This is a genomic window from Bifidobacterium rousetti, from assembly GCF_008698235.1.
GTDB classification, from domain to species: Bacteria; Actinomycetota; Actinomycetes; order Actinomycetales; family Bifidobacteriaceae; genus Bifidobacterium; species Bifidobacterium rousetti.
Window position 1 is genome coordinate 179,266 of record NZ_PEBH01000004.1, and the last position, 20,195, is coordinate 199,460.

Annotated in this window: 6 protein-coding genes, 1 tRNA gene and 3 pseudogenes; 9 read left to right on the forward strand and 1 reads right to left on the reverse strand. The window is 68.4% G+C overall.

The window, feature by feature from the left end; all coding sequences use genetic code 11:
- Positions 1-51: 51 nt before the first annotated feature.
- The 9 genes and pseudogenes from CSQ85_RS13690 to CSQ85_RS06450 form a co-directional block, all read left to right on the forward strand.
- Positions 52-3,063: pseudogene (locus CSQ85_RS13690) on the forward strand (fatty acid synthase subunit beta domain-containing protein); the annotation flags it as partial.
- Between the two features lie 615 nt (positions 3,064-3,678).
- Positions 3,679-9,504, forward strand: a pseudogene (locus CSQ85_RS13625) (acyltransferase domain-containing protein); the annotation flags it as partial.
- 452 nt (positions 9,505-9,956) lie between these two features.
- A pseudogene (locus CSQ85_RS13695) lies at positions 9,957-10,266 on the forward strand (4'-phosphopantetheinyl transferase superfamily protein); the annotation flags it as partial.
- A gap of 815 nt (positions 10,267-11,081) precedes the next feature.
- Entirely contained in the window at positions 11,082-13,055 is a 1,974-nt protein-coding gene (locus CSQ85_RS06425; protein ID WP_150383367.1) for an alpha-amylase family protein, read from the forward strand.
- 156 nt (positions 13,056-13,211) lie between these two features.
- Complete coding sequence (locus CSQ85_RS06430; RefSeq protein ID WP_150383388.1) at positions 13,212-14,126, forward strand: biotin--[acetyl-CoA-carboxylase] ligase; 915 nt, start codon at positions 13,212-13,214, stop codon at positions 14,124-14,126.
- A gap of 64 nt (positions 14,127-14,190) precedes the next feature.
- A tRNA-Gly gene (locus tag CSQ85_RS06435) sits at positions 14,191-14,264 on the forward strand.
- A 239-nt stretch (positions 14,265-14,503) separates the two neighbouring features.
- On the forward strand, positions 14,504-15,220 hold the full coding sequence (locus tag CSQ85_RS06440) for a hypothetical protein (RefSeq protein WP_150383389.1): 717 nt from the start codon (positions 14,504-14,506) through the stop codon (positions 15,218-15,220).
- Positions 15,221-15,336: 116 nt separating this feature from the next.
- Positions 15,337-15,606, forward strand: coding sequence for a 30S ribosomal protein S15 (rpsO, locus tag CSQ85_RS06445; RefSeq protein WP_043164734.1), 270 nt, complete (start codon positions 15,337-15,339; stop codon positions 15,604-15,606).
- A gap of 335 nt (positions 15,607-15,941) precedes the next feature.
- The gene (locus CSQ85_RS06450) at positions 15,942-18,782 is read left to right on the forward strand and encodes a polyribonucleotide nucleotidyltransferase (protein WP_150383368.1); all 2,841 of its coding nucleotides are present in this window, start codon (positions 15,942-15,944) and stop codon (positions 18,780-18,782) included.
- A 113-nt stretch (positions 18,783-18,895) separates the two neighbouring features.
- On the opposite strand, the gene CSQ85_RS06455 is transcribed toward CSQ85_RS06450, so the two are convergent.
- On the reverse strand, positions 18,896-20,116 hold the full coding sequence (locus tag CSQ85_RS06455) for a trans-sulfuration enzyme family protein (RefSeq protein WP_150383369.1): 1,221 nt from the start codon (positions 20,114-20,116) through the stop codon (positions 18,896-18,898).
- Between the last annotated feature and the right edge of the window lie 79 nt (positions 20,117-20,195).

Sequence of the window (20,195 nt, forward strand, 5' to 3'; positions counted from 1 at the left end):
CTACACAACAGACCTACACAACACCACCAATCAGGAACAGATAGGAACACCATGACCACCTTCTTCCTCAACCGCCTGGCCGAAGGCGAACCGCACGCGCTCGCCTTCGCCGGCCAATCCACGCCGTGGCCGGTCGCGCTCGCCGACCAGACCACCGACCCCGAGCTCGCCGACGCGCTGCACGCCCACGTCGACGCCGCCTACGCCAAGCTCACCCCCGTCAACGCCGAGCTGCTGGCCACCACCGGACGGCCGGTCGACCTGTTCGGCTTCACCCCGAACCCGGCCCGTCTCGGCGCCGCGGCCGACGCCACCGCCTCGGTCGAGGGCATCGCCCTGACCCAGCTCGGCGCGCTCATCGACCTGAACCATCTGGGATACGACGTCACCCGTGCCAACCCGACCGCCGTGCTCGGCCACTCGCAGGGCGTGCTCGCCGTGCACATGGTCAAGGCGATCCGCGAGGCCGGTTCGATCGACGCCGCGCGCGACCAGATCGACGAGATCCTCGCCACCGCCGCGCTGATCGGCGCCGCCGGCACCCGCGCCGCCCGCGAGCTCGCGCTGAGTCCGCGCGCCGGCGAGGCCACGCCGATGCTGTCCGTGCGCGGCGCCACGCGCGCCCAGGTCGAGGCGCTCGCCGCCCGTGTCAACAACCCGCGCGGCCCGATCTCCATCGCCGTGACCAACTCCGCCAGCCACCACGTCCTGTCCGGCTTCCCGGACGACCTCGCCGCGTTCGGCGTCGAAGCCGCCAAGGAGCACAAGAAGCAGGCGCGCCTGCGCGAGGAGAAGGTGCGCGGCGGCGCCGTGTTCGCCCCCGTGCTCGAATACCTCGACGTCACCCTGCCGTTCCACTCGCCGCTCATGCAGCCGGCCGTCGACCGGACCGTCGACTGGGCCCGCGCCTGCGGCTTCGACGAGGACCGCGCCCGCGCCCTCGCCGAGGAGGTGCTGCTGAACCACGTCGACTGGGCCGCCCGCGTGCGCGCCGCGCTCGAGGGCGCCGACCCGGCCAAGCTGTGGATCGTCGACATGGGGCCGGGATCGACGCTCGGCAAGCTCATCGGCCACGTCGTCGAAGGCACCGGTGTCGGCGTCGTCGAAGCGACCACGCTCGCCGAACGCGCCGCCCTGTCCACCGCGACCGACGAGCCCGCGCGCACCCAGAACTGGACGGTGTTCGCCCCGCGTGTGGCGCATACGCCCGCCGGCGACAGGCTCGTCACCAAGTTCTCCGAGCTCACCGGCAAGCCGCCGGTGCTGCTGCCCGGCATGACCCCCACCACCGTCGACCCGGAGATCGTCGCGGCCGCCGCGAACGCCGGCTACTGGGCCGAGCTCGCCGGCGGCGGCCAGGTCACCGCCGAGGTGTTCGACCGCCACGTCGCCCGTCTCGAGGAGCTGCTCGACGAGGGTCGCACCGTCGAATTCAACGCGATGTTCATGGACCGCTACCTGTGGAACCTCCAGTTCGGCTCCAGCCGCATCGTGCCGAAGAAGCGCGCGTCCGGCGCCCCGATCGACGGCGTCGTCATCTCCGCCGGCGTGCCCGAGCTCGACGAGGCGGCTTCGCTGATCGCGCAGCTGAAGAAGGACGGCCTGCCGTACGTGAGCTTCAAGCCCGGCACCGTCGACCAGATCCGTCAGGTGATCCGCATCGCCAAGGCCGTTTCCCCGACCGTCATCCTCATGCAGGTCGAAGGCGGCGCCGCGGGCGGCCACCACAGCTGGGAGTCGCTCGACGACCTGCTGACCTCCACCTACGCCGAGGTGCGCGCCTGCGACAACCTCGTGCTCGTCGCCGGCGGCGGCATCGGCACGCCCGACCGCGCGGCCGACTACCTGTCCGGCCAGTGGTCGCGCGCCTACGGCCTGCCCGACATGCCGGTCGACGGTGTACTCGTCGGCACCGCCGTGATGACCGCCAAGGAGGCGCACACCAGCCCCGAGGTCAAGCAGCTGCTCGTCAGGACCCCCGGCATCACCGCCGAGACCGCGGCCGACTCCGACACCGACCCGTTCGCCCCCGCCGGCGAGCGCTGGGTGCCGTCCGGCAAGTCGATCGGCGGCGTCGCTTCTGGCCTGTCCCATCTGCACGCCGACATCTACGAGGTGGAGAACTCGTCCGCCGAGTGCGGCCGCCTGCTCGTGCGCGTGATGAAGCACCCGGAGGAGCTGGAGTCCCGCCGCGCCGAGATCATCGAGGCGCTCGACAAGACCGCCAAGCCGTACTTCGGCGACCTGAAGACGATGACCTACCTCCAGTGGGCGCAGCGTTTCGCCGAGCTCGCCTACCCGTGGGTCGACGACACGTACGCCGACCGCTTCCTCGACCTGCTGCACCGCATCGAGGCGCGCGTCGCCGACGTCGACTCCGGCGAGTTCGCCTCGAAGCTCGGCGTGACGCGCGACGACGTGATCAAGGACCCCGCGCCGGCGATCGCCGCGTTGGAGCGCGAGTACCCGCAGGCCGCCAGAATCACGGTGACGCCGGCCGACGAGGCGTGGTTCCCGGTGCTCGTGCGCGAGTACCCCAAGCCGATGCCGTTCGTGCCGGTCATCGACAACGACCTGCTGCGTTGGTGGGGCCAGGACCAGCTGTGGCAGTCCGAGGACCCGCGTTATCCGGCCGATTCCGTGCGTGTGATCCCGGGCCCGATCTCCGTGGCTGGCATCACGACCGTCGACGAGCCAGTGGCCGACATCCTCGGCCGTTTCGAGTCGGCCGCGATCGAGCGCGCCAAGGAACTGACGGAGGATGCCGCCGCGCCGCTGTACGCGACGCTCGGCGAGGCGGCCAGCGCCGAGGACTTCATCCGCAAGTCCCCGAACATCTCCTGGGTCGGCCATGTGACCGACAACCCGGCCTACGGCACCGCGCTCGGCGACAAGGACTACGAGATCCGCGCCGTCGACGAGGAGAAGGGCGAGTACGACCTCGACATCCACCTCGACACCTACTGGGACAACGACCCGGACGGCGGCACCTCGAAGCACGCCGTGCGCGACATCGTCATCCCGCTGACCGTGCCGAAGGACGCGACCGGCGGCATGCCGATCGTCAACCGTGAGCGCCTGATCCCGGACGTGTACGCGATGCTCGCCGCGACGGCCGGCATCGGCAACACCGCCATCACCGGCGACGTGCTCGCCGCGATGCCGGAGATCACGGCCACCGACGCCGACGAGGCGCCGTTCGGCGTCGCCACCGCCACCTATACGTTCTCCGCGAACCTCGGCTACGACCACGAGGCCGCGACCGGCGGCGCGTTGCCGTCCACCCTCAGAGCCTCCCGCATCGCGCCCGACGCGCTGGTCGGCCCGGCGTGGCCGGCGATCTACGCGGCACTCGGCTCGGTGTCCGTCCACGGCTACCCGGTCATCGAAGGCCTGCTCAACGCCGTCCACCTCGATCACCTCATCGAACTCGAACAGACCGAGGACGAGCTGTTGAAGCACGTCGGCGAGACCATCACCCTGAAGTCGTGGGCGGAGGACTACTTCGAATCCGCCTCCGGCCGCGTCGTCACCATCCATGTGACGCACACCGCCGCCGACGGCACGCTGCTGGCGCGCGAGACCGAACGCTTCGCGATCCGCGGCCGCGTCTACTCCGGCGCGCTGCCGGCGGACGCGCCCGAATACGGCGGTCTTGCCGACGCGGGCATCAAGCAGACCGCGCGTCGCCTCCTGCGCCGCGTCAAGGTCACCGCGCCCGGCGACATGACCGCGTTCGCCCGCACCTCCGGCGACTTCAACCCGATCCACACCTCGAAGCGCGGCGCCGCGATCTCCGGACTCGCCGCCCCGCTCGTGCACGGCATGTGGCTGTCCGCCACCGCGCAGCACGCGGTGCAGGCCGTCGACGACAAGGGCGCCCACTACGAGATCGCCGGATGGACGTACAACATGTACGGCATGGTCCAGCTGAACGACCAGGTCGAGATCTCCGTCGAACGTGTCGGCCGCGTCGAGCATGCCGGCATGGCCCTCGAGGTCACCTGCCGCATCGCGGGCCAGCTCGTCTCCCGCGGCACCGCGCTCGTGCGCGCCCCCCGCGCGGCGTTCGTCTACCCCGGACAGGGCATCCAGAAGCAGGGCATGGTCCTCGACGAGCGCGCCAAGTCGCCCGCCGCGCGCGATGTGTGGGAGCGCGCCGACAGGCTCACCCGCGCCAAGCTCGGCTTCTCGATCATCGCCCTCGTGCGCGATAACCCGAAGGAGCTCACCGCCAACGGCGTCACCTACCGGCACCCGGAGGGACTGCTCAACCTGACGCAGTTCACGCAGGTCGCGCTCGCCACCGTCGCGTTCGCCCAGACCGCGCGACTGCGCGAGGCCGGCGCCGACATCTGGCCCGCCTACTTCGCCGGACACTCGCTCGGCGAGTACAACGCGCTGTCCGCGTTCGCCGGCGTGATCCCGCTGGAGACCGTGCTCGAGCTGGTCTTCCACCGCGGCTCGACGATGCACCACCTGATCCCGCGCGACGCGCAGGGCTGCTCCAACTACCGCATGGGAGCCCTTCGCCCGAACCAGTTCGGCGTCGACGACGCGCACGTCAAGGCGTACGTCGAATCCGTGGCCGAGAAGAGCGGCGAGTTCCTGCAGATCGTCAACTACAACCTCGCGGGCGCCCAGTACGCGATCGCCGGCACCATCGCGGGCCTCAAGTTCCTCAAGGAGGACGCGAACCGCCGCGCCAAGGAGGCTGGCGGCAAGCCGGCGTTCATGCTCGTGCCGGGCATCGACGTGCCGTTCCACTCCGTGCTGCTGCGCAAGGGCGTGCCGGAGTTCCGCGACAAGCTCGACGCGCTGCTGCCGCAGTACATCGACTACCGCGGGCGACTGGTCGGCCGCTACATCCCGAACCTCGTGGCCTGCCCGTTCGAGATGACACGCGAGTTCGCCGCGAAGATCCTCGAGGTCGTGCCCTCCGAGCGCATTCGCAAGGCGCTCGAGGACCCGGCCGTGTGGGACTCCTACGCCGCCGACGACCAGAAGCTCGGCCGACTGCTGCTGACCGAGCTGCTCTCCTGGCAGTTCGCGTCCCCGGTGCGCTGGATCGAGACCCAGTCGCTGCTGTTCCGCCACGCGGCGCAGGGCGGTCTGGGCGTCGAGGAGTACGTCGAGGTCGGTCTCGGCAACGCGCCGACGCTCGCGAACCTCGGGTCCAAGACCCTGCGTCTGCCCGAGTTCTCCGGCACCGACGTGACCGTGTACAACGTGGGTCGCGACGAAGGCCGCGTGTACATGACCGACACCGACTCGCTCGTGCCCGACGAGGCTGACGAGCCGGCTGAGTCGGCCCCGGCGCCCGTCGAAGCCGCCCCCGCCGGAGGCTCCGCCGTCGCCAAGCTCGGCTCGGCCCCTGCCGAGGGAGAGAAGCCCGCGGCCGCCAAGTCCGCCGCGGCTCCCGCCTCTCCGGTTGCCGCTCCGTCGCAGGCCGCCGCCGCTCCGGCCGCCGCCAGCGGCCCGGTCGCCGACCTCCCCTTCAAGGCGTCCGACGCGATCGGCGTGCTCATGGCCTACTCGACCAAGATCCGCATCGACCAGATCGGCACCTCCGACACCACCGACACCCTGACCAACGGCGTCTCCTCGCGCCGCAACCAGCTGCTCATGGACATCAGCTCCGAGCTGGGCGTGGCCAGCGTCGACGGCGCCGCCGAGGCGACCCTCGACCAGCTCGCCAAGATCGTCAACAAGGTGGCACCGAACTACAAGCCGTTCGGACCGGTCCTCTCCGAGGCGATCCGCGACCGTCTGCGCGCCCTGTTCGGCGCGGCCGGCGTCAAGCCCGCGCACATCCGCGAGCGCGTCACCGGCGTGTGGGGCCTCGGCGAAGGCTGGGTCGCGGCCACGACCGCCGCGCTCCTGCTCGACACCCGCGAGGGCTCGAGTTCCCGTGGCGGCGATCTCGCCAAGCTGCCCACCGGCGCCGCCGCCAACCAGGCCGCCGCCGATCAGCTCATCGACGACGCCGTGGCGCTGGTCGGCCAGACCAAGGGCGTGCCGGTCTCCAAGCCGTCCGCCGGCGGTGCCGCGGGCGGCGCGGTGGTCGACTCCGCCGCGCTCGACGCCTTCGCCGAGAAGGTCACCGGCTCCAACGGCGTGCTCGCCGCCACCGCCCGATTCGTCCTGAACGAGCTCGGCGTGGCCGCCCCTGCCCCCGAGCCGGGCGAGGACGAGAACGCCGCCGTGGTCGCGGCCGTCGACGCCGAGCTCGGCTCCGACTGGCCCAAGCAGGTCGAGCCGCGCTTCGACGCGAACAAGGCCATCCTCTTCGACGACCGTTGGGCGTCGGCCCGCGAGGACCTCGCCCGCGCCTTCTACGAGAAGGACGCGGACCTGCTGTCCGGCGGATTCGTCGGACTCGGCAAGGCGGTCGCCGACGAGGCGCAGTGGTTCGCATCGAAGCTTGATGCGTCCGATCCGGCCGGCGCCGCGCTGAAGGCCGCCTTCGCCCGTGTCGCCTCCGAGGCGCTCGAACCCGTCGCCGAGGACCCGGCCGCGTCCCGCTTCGCGCGTGACGTCGCCGTGGTCACCGGGGTCAGCCCGAACTCGATCGCCGCGCAGGTGGTCGAGGGCCTGCTCGCGGGCGGCGCGACCGTCATCGCCACGTCGCACAGCTTCAGGCCGTCGATCAAGGAGTGGGCGAAGCGCGCCTACCGCACCCACGCGGCCGGCGCCGCCAAGCTGTGGCTGGCGCCCGCGAACCTGTCCAGCTTCCGCGACGTGGACGCGCTCGTGGACTGGGTCGGCAACGTCCAGAAGAAGACGACCGGCGCGACCACGACCATCCTCAAGCCCGCGTACGAGCCGACCCTGTTCTTCCCGTTCGCCGCCCCGCCGGTGCACGGCACGCTCGCCGATTCCGGCGAACTGTTCGAATCGCAGGCCCGCCTCATGCTCTGGGGCGTCGAGCGCGCGATCGCCGGCCTGTCGAGGATCGGCGCCGACACCGACGTGCAGCATCGCCTGCATGTCGTGCTGCCCGGCTCGCCGAACCGCGGTGTGTTCGGCGGCGACGGCGCGTACGGCGAGGTCAAGTCGGCCTTCGACGCGATCGTCAACCGCGCCCACGCCGAGCGCGTGTGGTCCGACCGCGTGACCTTCGCCCACCCGAAGATCGGCTGGGTGCGCGGCACCGGACTCATGGGCGGCAACGACCCGCTGGTCGCCGTCGTCGAACGCCACGGCATCCACACGTACTCGACCGCGCAGATCGCCGCCAAGCTGCTCGACCTGTGCACCGCCGAATCGCGTGCGAAGGCCGCCGAAGCGCCGCTCGACGTGGACCTGACCGGCGGACTCGGTTCCGAGCCGATCGACATCAAGGCGTTGCGCGCCGAGGCCGCAGCTTCGGCTCCCTCTGACGGGGAAGCCGGCGTGCGCGGCGCGACTGAGGGGGAGAACGACAGCTCTACCCTGATCAAGGCGCTGCCCAGCCCGCACACCCCGCATCAGCCGCACGTCGACCTCGCCGACTGGGCGAACGTGACCGCCCGCCCCGAGGACGAGATCGTCATCGTCTCCATCGGCGAGCTGGGTCCGTGGGGCTCCGGCCGCACGCGCGCCCAGGCCGAGCTCGGCATCCACTCCGACGGCACCGTCGACCTCAACGCCGGGGCCGTGCTGGAACTCGCATGGAACATGGGCCTGCTCACCTGGGCCGACAGCCCCAAGCCGGGCTGGTACGACACCGACGGCAACCTCGTGCCCGAGGAGGACATCGCCGAGCGCTACCACGACGAGGTCGTGGCCCGCTCCGGCATCCGCCCGTTCGAGGAGGGCATGGGCAACGACTACAAGGACGGCGCCGACGAGGAGGAGAGCGAGGTCTACCTCGACCACGACGTCACCTTCTCCGTGCCCAGCGAGGATGTCGCCCGCGAATACGTCAAGCTCGACGAAGCCCACACCTCCTACGCGAAGGACGACGAGTCCGGCGAATGGAACGTGACCCGCCACGCCGGCTCGATGATCCGCGTGCCGCGCCGCGCCACCATGACGCGCACGGTCGGCGGCCAGTTCCCGAAGGGCTTCGACCCGATCAAGTGGGGCATCCCCGCCTCGATGGTCGGCGACGTCGACGAGATCGCGCTGTGGAACATCGTCACCACGGTCGACGCGTACCTGTCCGCCGGCTTCACCCCGGCCGAGATCCTCGAGGCGATCCACCCGTCGCTGGTCGCGTCCACGCAGGGCACCGGCTTCGGCGGCATGATGTCGATGCGCAAGCTCTACCTCGATCGCTTCCTGAACCACGAGATCCCGACCGACATCCTCCAGGAGGCGCTGCCGAACGTCGTCGCCGCGCATGTGATGCAGAGCTACATCGGCGGCTACGGCAACATGATCCAGCCGGTCTCCGCCTGCGCCACCGCCGCGGTGTCGCTCGAGGAGGGCGCCGACAAGATCGCGCTCGGCAAGGCCGACTTCGTCGTCACCGGTGCGATCGACGACATCGGCGTCGAGTCGGTGATCGGCTTCGGCAACATGAACGCGACCGCCAACTCCGAGGAGATGTACGACAAGGGCATCGACGCGCGGTTCTTCTCCCGCGCGAACGACCGTCGTCGCGGCGGCTTCCTCGAATCCCAGGGCGGCGGCACGATCCTGCTGACCCGAGGCGACATCGCGCTGAGGCTCGGCCTGCCGGTCGCCGGCGTCGTCGGCTTCATCCACTCCTACGCGGACGGCGCGCACACGTCGATCCCGGCCCCGGGCCTCGGCGCGCTGGCGGCCGGCCTCGGCGGACGTGACGCGAAGCTCGTCAAGGATCTCGCGCGTCTCGGCGTCACCCCGGACGACATCGCCGTGGTCTCCAAGCACGACACGTCCACCAACGCCAACGATCCGAACGAGTCCGAGCTGCACAACACGCTCGCCCACGCGATCGGACGCACCGACGGCAACCCGCTGTTCGTCATCTCGCAGAAGACCCTCACCGGCCACGCGAAGGGCGGCGCCTGCGTCTTCCAGGTCAACGGCCTGACGCAGCTGTTCGCCTCCGGCGTCATCCCGGCGAACGCCTCGCTCGACTGCGTCGACCCGAAGCTCGAGCGCGACGACCACATGGTGTGGCTGAGGAAGCCGCTGCGCATCGGCGGCGGCGAGGACGCGTTCGGCCGCGTCGCGGACGGCAAACCGGTCAAGGCCGGACTCGCCACGTCGCTCGGCTTCGGCCACGTGAGCGGCTTCGTGGCGCTCGTGCACCCCGGCGCCTTCGAGGCGGCCGTCGCGAAGGCTGACGGCGAGGCCGCGCTCGAGGCATGGCGTGAACGCGCCAACGCGCGCCTCGCCGCCGGCCAGCGCCGCCTCGAGGAGGGCATGATGGGCCGTGCCGCGCTCTACGAGCCGATCGACAACCGCCGCTTCCGCGAGGACGGCACGCGTCTCGCCTCCGGCGGTCGCTACGACGCGCACGAGGTCGAGAAGGCCATGCTCCTCGACCCCGACGCCCGTCTCGGCGCCTCCGGCTACTTCGAGGCGTGAGTGGCGTGAACGCGATCATGTGCGCCTGACCTGTGAGATAGGCGCGTGAGGCCGGTGCGCCGGCATGGATCGGCACGGAAAGGTCTGGAGCAACAGGGTGCACCTCATTGCTCCTGACCTTTTCGTGTTACGAGGGGTACTTCTGCGGTCTTGCGGACATCCATCTCGCTTGCGAGGGGTACTCGTCGTGGGTATGGGGTCATCAAAACGGCTTGACACCGATGGAGTTAAGCCATTTATGGGCTTTGATACCTCATACGGGTACCCCTCATAAGCGAGATAGATGTCCGCAGTTGGCGCAATGTACCCCTTGCAATGCAGATAGCGTCTGCGTGGATATTGTTGTGGCGCATGGAGCTGATGTCGTCGGGTATCCGATGGCTCGCATGCCGACGGCGCACGTGGCTGTGGCATGTACGCATGCCGGTGGCGCAGGATGAAAGGGAGTCGCGATGGGCGTATACGGACTGGGGCATGACGTGGTGGACGTCGCGGCGTTCGGCGAGCAGCTGGCGGAGCCGGGCTCACGCATGCGTGGTCTCTTCTCGGTGCGCGAGGTGCGGCAGGCCGCGGCCCGCGCGGCGCGCAAGAACGACGACGAGGCCGTGCATCTCGCCGCCAAGTGGGCGGGCAAGGAGGCGTTCCTCAAGGCGTGGTGCGAGGCGCTGGGGGAGTGCGACTACCCGTTCACGCTCGATGATTTCCCGTGGTCCGGCGTCGAGATCCTCGACGATTCGCGCGGTGTTCCCCATGTGACCCTGTCCGGCAAAGTCGCCGAGGCGTTCCGAACCTCGATGGAGGAGGCTCTGGGGGATGCCGATGATGCGCGCGTCGGGGGCTCCAGTGTCGGGAGCGTCGGCGTCGGTGTGCGGTCTGCTGGCAACGGTTATGGCGGCGGTGCCGCAGCTGTTGGCGGTGGCTATGGCAGCGGTGGCTATGACGATGGTGCCGCCGGCGGGTATGCCCCCGGTTCGGATATGAGCCCGTATGCCATGATGCGCAATGCCCGCCCCGTCGATCCCTCTTTGGGGCCGCACGCCGTGATGCGTGGCGCGGCGGGGGCGACTGCCCGCGGCGGCTTGTCGGCAGGTCCGTCGGGCGGCATCCCACTCCCGGCGCGCATCCATGTCTCCCTCAGCCACGACGGCCCCGTCGCCTCCGCCGTCGTGATCATCGACGGCCGCTGATCGACGCTGCGCGTGAGCCGTTGTGTCGTGATGTACGTATTCTCGAGAAAAGCCGTCGCTGACCGCTTCGTGGCGTCAGGTTTTCTCGAAATCGCCCCAGTGCTCGAGAGAACCTGACGCTGGCGATGTCGCAGCGACGGTTTTTCTCGGGGAACCGGCGCATTCCGAGAGAATCTGACGCTGACGGATGTCGTATGCCGGTGTTCTGCGGGATCGATTGCTTGGCCAAACGATGTCGAAACGGTTCGACACGCCGGTATCGAACCGGTTTGATATTTCGTGCGCGCGCGGATACCATAAAGACACAGCCGATGCGACACGGCATCGACCGACGACAGAACAACGAAGTGAAGTTGCGTGCAGTCCAGCGCAAACAGTCAAGGAGCGAAGATGTCCGCCAAGTCCCACGCCGCCAAGCCCAAGTCCATCAATCCCAAGTCCGCCAAGGTCGACAAGTCCGCGAAGGAAGGCGGGGCCGTGAATCCGGCCGATCCGGCCGTTGGCTCCGCCGCCGTCGCCTCCACCGTCTCCACCGCCCCTGCCGCGCCCGTCCACTCCACCGACGAGGTCTTCGCCGCACGCCTCGACCGCCATCGCGACGAGCTCGAATCGCTCTTCCGCATGCTCTACGGCGACTGCGCCGAACTCAAGGAGTTCGAACGTGCGATGGCCGACGCCTACGCCGCCCGCCCCGCCGACCTGAAGGCCCTCGACGAAACCCGCGAGCGGGACCCGCAATGGTACAAGCGCGGCGACATGTTCGGCATGACCATGTACACCGACCTGTTCGCCGGCGACCTGAAGAAGCTCGCGGGCAAAATCGACTACCTGAAGGAGCAGAAGCTCACCTACCTGCACCTGATGCCGCTGCTCCAGATGCCCCATCCGGACAACGACGGAGGCTACGCCATCGAGGACTTCGACACCGTCGACCCGCTCATCGGCACCAACGAGGACCTCGCCGCGCTCACCGCGAAACTGCGCGAGGCCGGCATCAGCCTGTGCCTCGACTTCGTGATGAACCACACCGCCTCCAGCCACCGCTGGGCCAAGGCCGCCGAGGCCGGCGAACCGAAGTACCAGGACTACTACTTCTGCTACGACGACCGCACCGTCCCGGACAAGTACGACTCCCAGGTGCCGCAGGTCTTCCCGAACACCGCGCCCGGCAACTTCACGTACAACGAGAAGATGGGCAAGTGGGTGATGACCCAGTTCTATCCGTTCCAGTGGGATCTCAACTACCGCAACCCCAAGGTCTTCGTCGCGATGATGACCTCCGTCATGCATCTCGCGAACCTCGGTGTCGAGGTGTTCCGCCTCGACGCGGTGCCCTACATCTGGAAGCAGCTCGGCACCAACTGCCGCAACCTGCCGCAGGTCCACACGATCGTGCGCATGATGCGCATGATGCTGGAGATCGTCTGCCCGGCCGTCGTGCTGAAGGGTGAGGTCGTCATGGCTCCGAAGGAGCTCGCCGCCTACTTCGGCACGCCCGAACGCCCCGAATGCCACATGCTGTACAACGTCTCGATCATGGTCAACCTGTGGAGCGCGCTCGCCAGCGGCGACGTGCGTCTGCTCAAGGCCCAGATCGACAAGCTCGACGCCCTGCCCGAGAACTGCTGGTTCGTCAACTACCTGCGATGCCACGACGACATCGGCTGGGGCCTCGACGAGGACGAGGAGGTGCGCCTCGCCATCGACCCGCTCAAGCACAAGGAGTTCCTCTACCACTTCTACGAGGGCGCGGCGCCCGGCAGCTGGTCGATGGGCGAGCTGTACAACTACGACGAGGCGTCCAAGGACGCGCGCAGCTGCGGCACCACCGCCAGCCTGACCGGCATCGAGAAGGCGCTCATCACCCACGACAGGCCCGCCTACGAGAAGGCCGTCGGCCGCGACCTGCTCATGCACCGCGCGATGGCGTTCCTGCGAGGCTTCCCGATGCTCAACTGCGGCGACGAGATCGGCCAGCTCAACGGCTGGGAGTACAAGGAGGACCCTGACCGCATCGAGGACAGCCGCAACCTGCACCGCAGCCCGTTCGACTGGGCGAAGGCCGCCGAACGCCACACCGAGGGCACCCTGCAGAACCGTCTGTGGGAGGGCATGGAGGGATTGCGCGAGATGCGCTCCGACCCCTGCTTCGCGCCCGACGCGTGGGTCACCACCTGGGACACGCGCGACGACGGCGTCCTCGCCGTGGTCCGCAAGCAGGGCGAGCGCACGATCGTCGGCCTGTTCAACTTCGCCGACCGCGACGCCGCCGCCGTGATGGACAGCACCGCCGACGCGACGCTGCCCGCCGGCCCCGTCGCCCTCAAGCCGTACGAGTACAAGGTCATCGTCACCCGCGAGTGACCGCGAGTGACTACGAGTGACCACGAGTGGCCGCAACCGGCCGCAAAGTGACGGCCGGCGCCTATCGTGGTGGGTATGACCAACCATGATTCCGATGACGCGTCGATCGCGTCCGTTGCGTCGGCCTCGTCGGCTGCGTCCCTCGCGTCCGTGAGGATGCCGGCGACCTGCCGCGCCGCCGACCGGGTGGTGTTCCTGGACGAGGTCGGTTCGACCAACACGCTCGCCCGCCAGATGGTGGCGGACGGCCGGATCGACCTGTCCGAGGCGGGCGATGCCGCAAGCCTGGTGAAGGTCGCGGTCGTCGCGGCCGACACGCAGTCCGCCGGCCGCGGCCGCCTCGACCACACATGGCTGAGCCGGCCGGGGGAGTCGTTCACCGTGACCTTCGTCGTGGACGTGCCCCGCGAGGTCGCGACCGACGAATCCGTCAACGGCTGGCTGCAGATGATCGCCGGCCTGTCGACGCTCGACGCCATCGACGACGCGCTCGCCATCAGCGGCGCGCGCCCCGTGACCCCGTCAACGTCGTCGCCGTCGTTATCGACACCGCAGACGCGCCCGACTCCGCAGCTCAAATGGCCGAACGACCTCTACCTCGCTGGCCGCAAGTTCGGCGGCATCCTCGCCGAGATGGTTCCGCTGCCAGGCGATGGTGCGAACAAGTCGTCCGTCGCCATCGTGTTCGGCATCGGACTGAACCTCAACGTGCCCGCCGACCGTCTGCCCACCGCCGAATCGACCTCGCTGCAGCTGCATTACGCGCCGCTGCCGTCGCCCGACGGCCTGCGCGACGCGATCGCGGCCGGCGTCGTGCGCTCCCTGCGCCGCCGCCTCGCCGCGTTCGTCGCCGACCCGAAACGGCGTGCGGCCGTGCTGCTGCGGGAGACCCGCGAACGCAGCTGGACGCTCGGCCGTCGCGTCGTCGCGCACTTCGTCGACGGCGGCGAACTGGAGGGCGTGGCCGAGGACCTGAACCCCGACGCCTCGCTGGTCCTGCGCACCGCCGACGGCGCGGAACACACGGTGCGCACCGCCGACGTCGGAGTGTTGCCCACCCCTCGTGTATAATGACTCGAGTTGTTTCGTTCGCCCAGACGCGCTCAGGCGCAGTCCGGTGCGAACGGCATGGCACGCGGATGTAGCTCAATGGTAGAGCCTCAGTCTTCCAAACTGATTACGCGGGTTCGATTCCCGTCATCCGCTCCACTCGGAGCCGGCGGAATACCGTCGGCTTTTCTGCTTTTCCGGGTGATTCCGCGCTCCGTGAGAACACGGTGAGAATACGGTGGGACGTCACGCCACCATGATGCGCTTGCAGCGAGGCGGGCGAGGTGGGCTACCGACGCGCATCCGAGTACCATATAACCGAAAACGCAGGAACGAAACGCGTCGACGGGAGAGTTATGACGCACGCCAGCGAGGCACACAGGACGACGGGCGCGGCGATGGGCGAGTCCAGCGAGACCGAGTCCAGCGAGACCGAGTCCAACAACCCCAGCGAATCCAATGAGGCCGTCGAGATCGTTGACGGCAGGGTCGAGACCGTCGAGGTGTCCAAGCATCCCGATCCCACCATCCCAGTGACCGACCTGTCCCTCGCGGACATCGAACGCCGCCGGTCGCACCCCGCGCAGTGGGCCATCTACGCCGTGGCCGTGCTCGCCGCGATCATCGCCCCCTACTGGCTCGGCCGTGCGCTCGCCGTCGGCAGCACCGCATGGCTGACCGACCGGCTCGATGTGTTCACGCCGCAGGGCGCCGCGTTCCTGTCCTGGACCGTCACCCTGATCGCCGTTGCCAGCCTCGGCCTCGCCGTCGTCGACTCCGGCCGGTGGCTGTGGCGCATCGTGTTCGTGATAGGCCTCGCCGCCGAGCAGTTCGTCGCCGGCATCTGCCTGCTCAAGCTCGACTTCTGGTACTCCACGTACGTCGTGTACGGCGATTCCGCGGCCATCGCCAACGCGACGAACCTCGGCATCATCGCCGCCGGATTCGGCGTGGCCGTGTTCGCCGTGATCTGGGTCGGCCTGCTCGTCGTCATCAAAAAGGACTCGCCGCTGAACGTGCTCACGCGCAGCTGGGCCTCGTTCATCCTCTTCTTCTCCGTCGAGGTGATCGCCCTCCTCGTCGTCATGTTCGGCGGCCTGCTCACCACGGTGTGACTCCAGTCCGCCCCGGCACCTATACTTGCCCCTTGGCGTAAATCGCCCGCGGATAGAGAGCGCTTCGAGCATCGTGCCCGGGGCACCGCGCAACAAACAACCTTAAGGAGGACGCCGTGGCACTGACGGCTGAACAGAAGTCCCAGATCATCAACGAGTTCGCGACGCACGAAGGCGACACCGGCTCCCCGGAGGTCCAGGTCGCCCTGCTGTCCAAGCGCATCGCCGATCTGACCGAGCACCTGAAGGAGCACAAGCACGATCATCACTCCCGTCGTGGTATGCAGATGATGATCGGTTCCCGTCGTTCCCTGCTTGACTACCTCAAGCGCAACGACATCAACCGCTACCGTGCGCTGATCGAGAAGCTTGGTCTGCGTCGATAGAAGACTTCCGCCCGGGCGCCCAATGGCACTCGGGCGTTTTACATGCGCCTGATACGCCTGAGAACGAGCAGACGCCGCAGCGGCAACACGAACGAAGCAGGAACGAGCCAGGAGGATAGGCTCCACGGCAAGGCCGGAGGGTCCGGCCGGACGAGCCGACAGCCGACAAGAGGACTCACCTCTCGCAAGAGGTTGACACGAGGGAAGCCGACACAAGGGGAATCGCGGCAGGACAGTCCGCGAGAAGCGCGAATGTAAGAGCCCGCCCAGCTGAAGATGGGCACATGTCTGTAGGAAAAAAAGAACACACGATAACCGAACAAAGGAGGAACCCTATGGAGGGTCCCGAAATCAAGGCCGCCGAGGCCGTGATCGACAATGGTTCATTCGGCAAGCGCACGCTGCGCTTCGAGACCGGCCGCCTCGCCCAGCAGGCCGACGGCGCCGTCGCCGCCTATCTTGACGACGACACGATGGTGCTGAGCACCACCACCGCCGGCTCCAGCCCGAAGGAGAACTACGACTTCTTCCCGCTGACCGTCGACGTCGAGGAGAAGATGTACGCCGCGGGCAAGATCCCGGGCTCGTTCTTCCGTCGTGAGGGCCGTCCGTCCAACGACGCGATCCTCGCCTGCCGCATCATCGACCGCCCGCTGCGCCCGCTGTTCCCGCACACGCTGCGCAACGAGGTCCAGGTCGTCGAGACCGTGCTCGCGGTCAACCCGGACGACGCGTACGACGTGGTCGCTCTGAACGCCGCCTCCGCCTCCACGATGATCTCCGGCCTGCCGTTCGGCGGCCCGGTCTCCGGCGTGCGTCTGGCGCTGATCGACGGCCAGTGGGTCGCCTTCCCGAAGTGGAGCGAGCGCGAGCGCGCCGTCTTCGAGATCGTGGTCGCGGGCCGCGTCATCGAGAACGGCGACGTCGCCATCGCCATGATCGAGGCGGGCGCCGGCAAGAACGCCTGGCACCTCATCTACGACGAGGGCCAGACCAAGCCGGACGAGGCCGTCGTGGCCGAGGGCCTCGAGGCCGCCAAGCCGTTCATCAAGACCATCTGCGAGGCCCAGAACGAGCTCAAGGAGAAGGCCGCCAAGGAGACCAAGGAGTTCCCGCTCTTCCCGGAGTACACCGAGGACCTCTACAACCGCATCGACGAGATCGCGCACAAGGATCTCGACGAGGCGCTGACCATCGCGGAGAAGCTGCCGCGTCAGGACCGCATCCACGAGATCAAGGAGCACGTGCGCGAGATCCTCGCCAACGAGTTCACCGAGATGGATGACGCCGAGAAGGACAAGGAGCTGTCCAACGCGTTCAAGGAGCTGCAGCGCCAGATCGTGCGCCGCCGCATCCTCACCGAGGACTACCGCATCGACGGCCGTGGCCTCAAGGACATCCGCACCCTGTCCGCCGAGGTGGACATCGTGCCGCGCGTCCACGGCTCCGCCCTGTTCCAGCGCGGCGAGACCCAGATCCTGGGCGTCACCACGCTGAACATGCTCAAGATGGAGCAGCAGCTCGACTCCCTGTCCGGCCCGCAGTCGAAGCGCTACATGCACAACTACGAGATGCCGCCGTACTCCACCGGCGAGACCGGCCGCGTCGGCTCCCCGAAGCGCCGCGAGATCGGCCACGGCGCCCTCGCCGAGAAGGCCCTCGTCCCGGTGCTGCCGGATCGCGAGGAGTTCCCCTACGCCATCCGTCAGGTCTCCGAGGCCATCGGCTCCAACGGCTCCACCTCGATGGGTTCCGTATGCGCCTCCACCCTGTCCCTGCTGGCCGCCGGCGTGCCGCTGAAGGCCCCGGTCGCGGGCATCGCGATGGGCCTGGTCTCCGGTGATGTGGACGGACAGCACGTCTACAAGACCCTGACCGACATCCTGGGCGCCGAGGACGCGTTCGGCGACATGGACTTCAAGGTCGCCGGCACCTCCGAGTTCATCACCGCCCTGCAGCTCGACACCAAGCTCGACGGCATCCCCGCCGACATCCTGGCCGCCGCCCTGCAGCAGGCCAAGGACGCCCGCACCACGATCCTCGAGGTCATCAACGAGTGCATCGACGGCCCGGCCGAGATGAGCGAGTTCGCCCCGCGCATCATCACCACCACGATCCCGGTCGAGAAGATCGGCGAGGTCATCGGCCCGAAGGGCAAGATGATCAACCAGATCCAGGAGGACACCGGCGCCGAGATCGCGATCGAGGACGACGGCACCGTCTTCATCTCCTCCGAGGGCGGCGAGGCCGCCGAGAAGGCGAAGCAGATCATCGACTCCATCGCCAACCCGCATGTGCCCGAGGCCGGCGAGGTCTACAACGGCAAGGTCGTCAAGACGACGAGCTTCGGCGCGTTCGTGAACCTCACGCCCGGCACCGACGGCCTGCTGCACATCTCCCAGATCCGCAACCTCGCCAACGGCGAGCGCATCGACGCCGTCGAGGATGTCCTCAAGGAGGGCGACACCGTCGAGGTCGTCGTCCAGGGCGTCGACGACCGCGGCAAGATCTCGCTCGCGATCCCGGGCTTCGAGGATCAGGACTCCGGCGCCGGCCGCGGCTCCCGTGGCGGTGACCGTGGTGATCGCGGTGGCGACCGCGCCGAGCGTTCCGACCGTGACGACCGTCGTGGCGGCCGTGGCCGTCGTGACGACCGCCGTTCCTCCGATCGCGATTACGACGACCGTCCGCGTCGCCGTCGTCCGGCCGACCATGACGATGACGATCGCGATTACGATGATCGTCCGCGTCGCCGCCGCGCCGACCGCGACGATCTCGATGCGCGCGATTCCCGCGATGACGACCGTCGCGCCTCCCGCGGCTACGACCGTGACGACCGCGACGACGATTACGATGATCGTCCGCGTCGCCGTCGCGCCGACCGTTCGGTCGATCGCGACGATGACCACGATTACGATCGCGACGACCGCCGCTCCTCCCGCCCGGCCCGCGCCGACCGTGCCGATCGCTCCGATCGCGATGACGACCGTCCGCGTCGCCGTCGTTCCTCCGACCGTGACGACGACCGTCGTTCGTCCCGCGGCCGTGGCGGCTACGACCGCAACCCGCGCTACGCCACCGACGAGAACTACGACGAGTACCACGCCGACCGCGTCGAGCGCAACGAGCGTCCGCGCCGTCGCGTGCGTCGCGACTTCGATCCGTTCGAGGACTGATTGAGGACTGATCCCTCGCGGCATAGCCGCTGAGTGAGCTGCATATGGACAGGGGCCTGTCACCGGTTGATTCCGGTGGCAGGCCCCTTCGTTGTTATTCGTTGGACTCGCCTCTACAACCCCGCTTCCGCCAGCGCGTGGTCGATGTCGCGGATCAGGTCGTCGGTGTCCTCGAGACCGACCGCGAGGCGGAAGAACCCGCGGTGGAACTCCTCCGGGTAGAGGTACTGGCGTTCGTCGTCCTCGCCGAGGAACACGATGAGGCTCTCGTCATGGCCCAGAGACACGGCCGAGGTGATCACGTTGAGCTTGGAGACGAAGCGGTTGTGTCCGTCGTGATCGGTGTCGAGCCCGAAGGCGAGCACGCCGCCGAATCCCGCGTCCGGTCGGGCGAGTTGACGGGCCGCCACATCGTGGTGCAGATGCGACTCGAGCCCGGGATAGGCGACGAACCGCACCTGCGGCAGCGATTCCAGATGCTTCGCGATGGCCAGCGCGGAGGCGTTGTGCTGCCTCATGCGCAGGGGCAGCGTCACCGAACCGCGGTTGATGAGCCACGCGTTGAACGGCGAGATGATGCCGCCGTAGTTCACCTGATATGTGAACCGGATCTGGTCGGTGAGCTCCTTGCGCGTGGCGATCGCGCCGCCCAGGGCGTCGCCGTGCCCGTTGATGTACTTGGTGAGGCTTTCGATGACGATGTCCGCGCCGAGGCTGATCGGGCGCACGTTGAACGGCGAGTTGAACGTGTTGTCGACCGACAGCAGCGCGCCCGCGTCGTGCGCGAGCTTCGCCGCCGTCTCGATGTCCGTGACCTTCAGCGTCGGGTTCGCGGGCGTCTCGATGTGCACGAGCTTCGTGTTCGGACGGATCGCGTCGGCGATGTTCCTCGGGTCCGACGTGTCGACGATCGACGTTTCGATGCCGTACTTCTCGGGCAGGATCTGGTTGAGGAGACGGTAGGCGGCGATGTACGTCGTGTCGGAGAAGATCGCGTGGTCGCCGCGATTGAGGATCGTGGTGAAGGTCGCCGCCAGCGCCGCGACTCCCGAGGCGAGCACGACCGCGTCCTCGGCGCCTTCGAGGTTCGCGAGCTTCGCCTCGAGATAGCGCTGGTTCGGGTGGCCGTTGCGCGTGTACAGGTTCACGTCGGAGCTCGACCAGTTGATGTCGGACGGGTCGTAGGGCAGCGCGTAGGCGTTCGCCAGCGTGATCGGGCGGCGGATCGCGCCGGTCTCGGCGTCGACCCCGTTGCCGAGGTGGATGGATTTCGTCGCGAAGCCGAGCGGCGTGCCGTCGAAGGATTCGCCATGATGCACAAGATCTGAAGTCATGACTCAAGTCTGCCAGTCGCGCTCCCGTCGCGCACCTTGTCTCGATACTCCGAAAACGTTGCGATTCCGCCGTTTGATA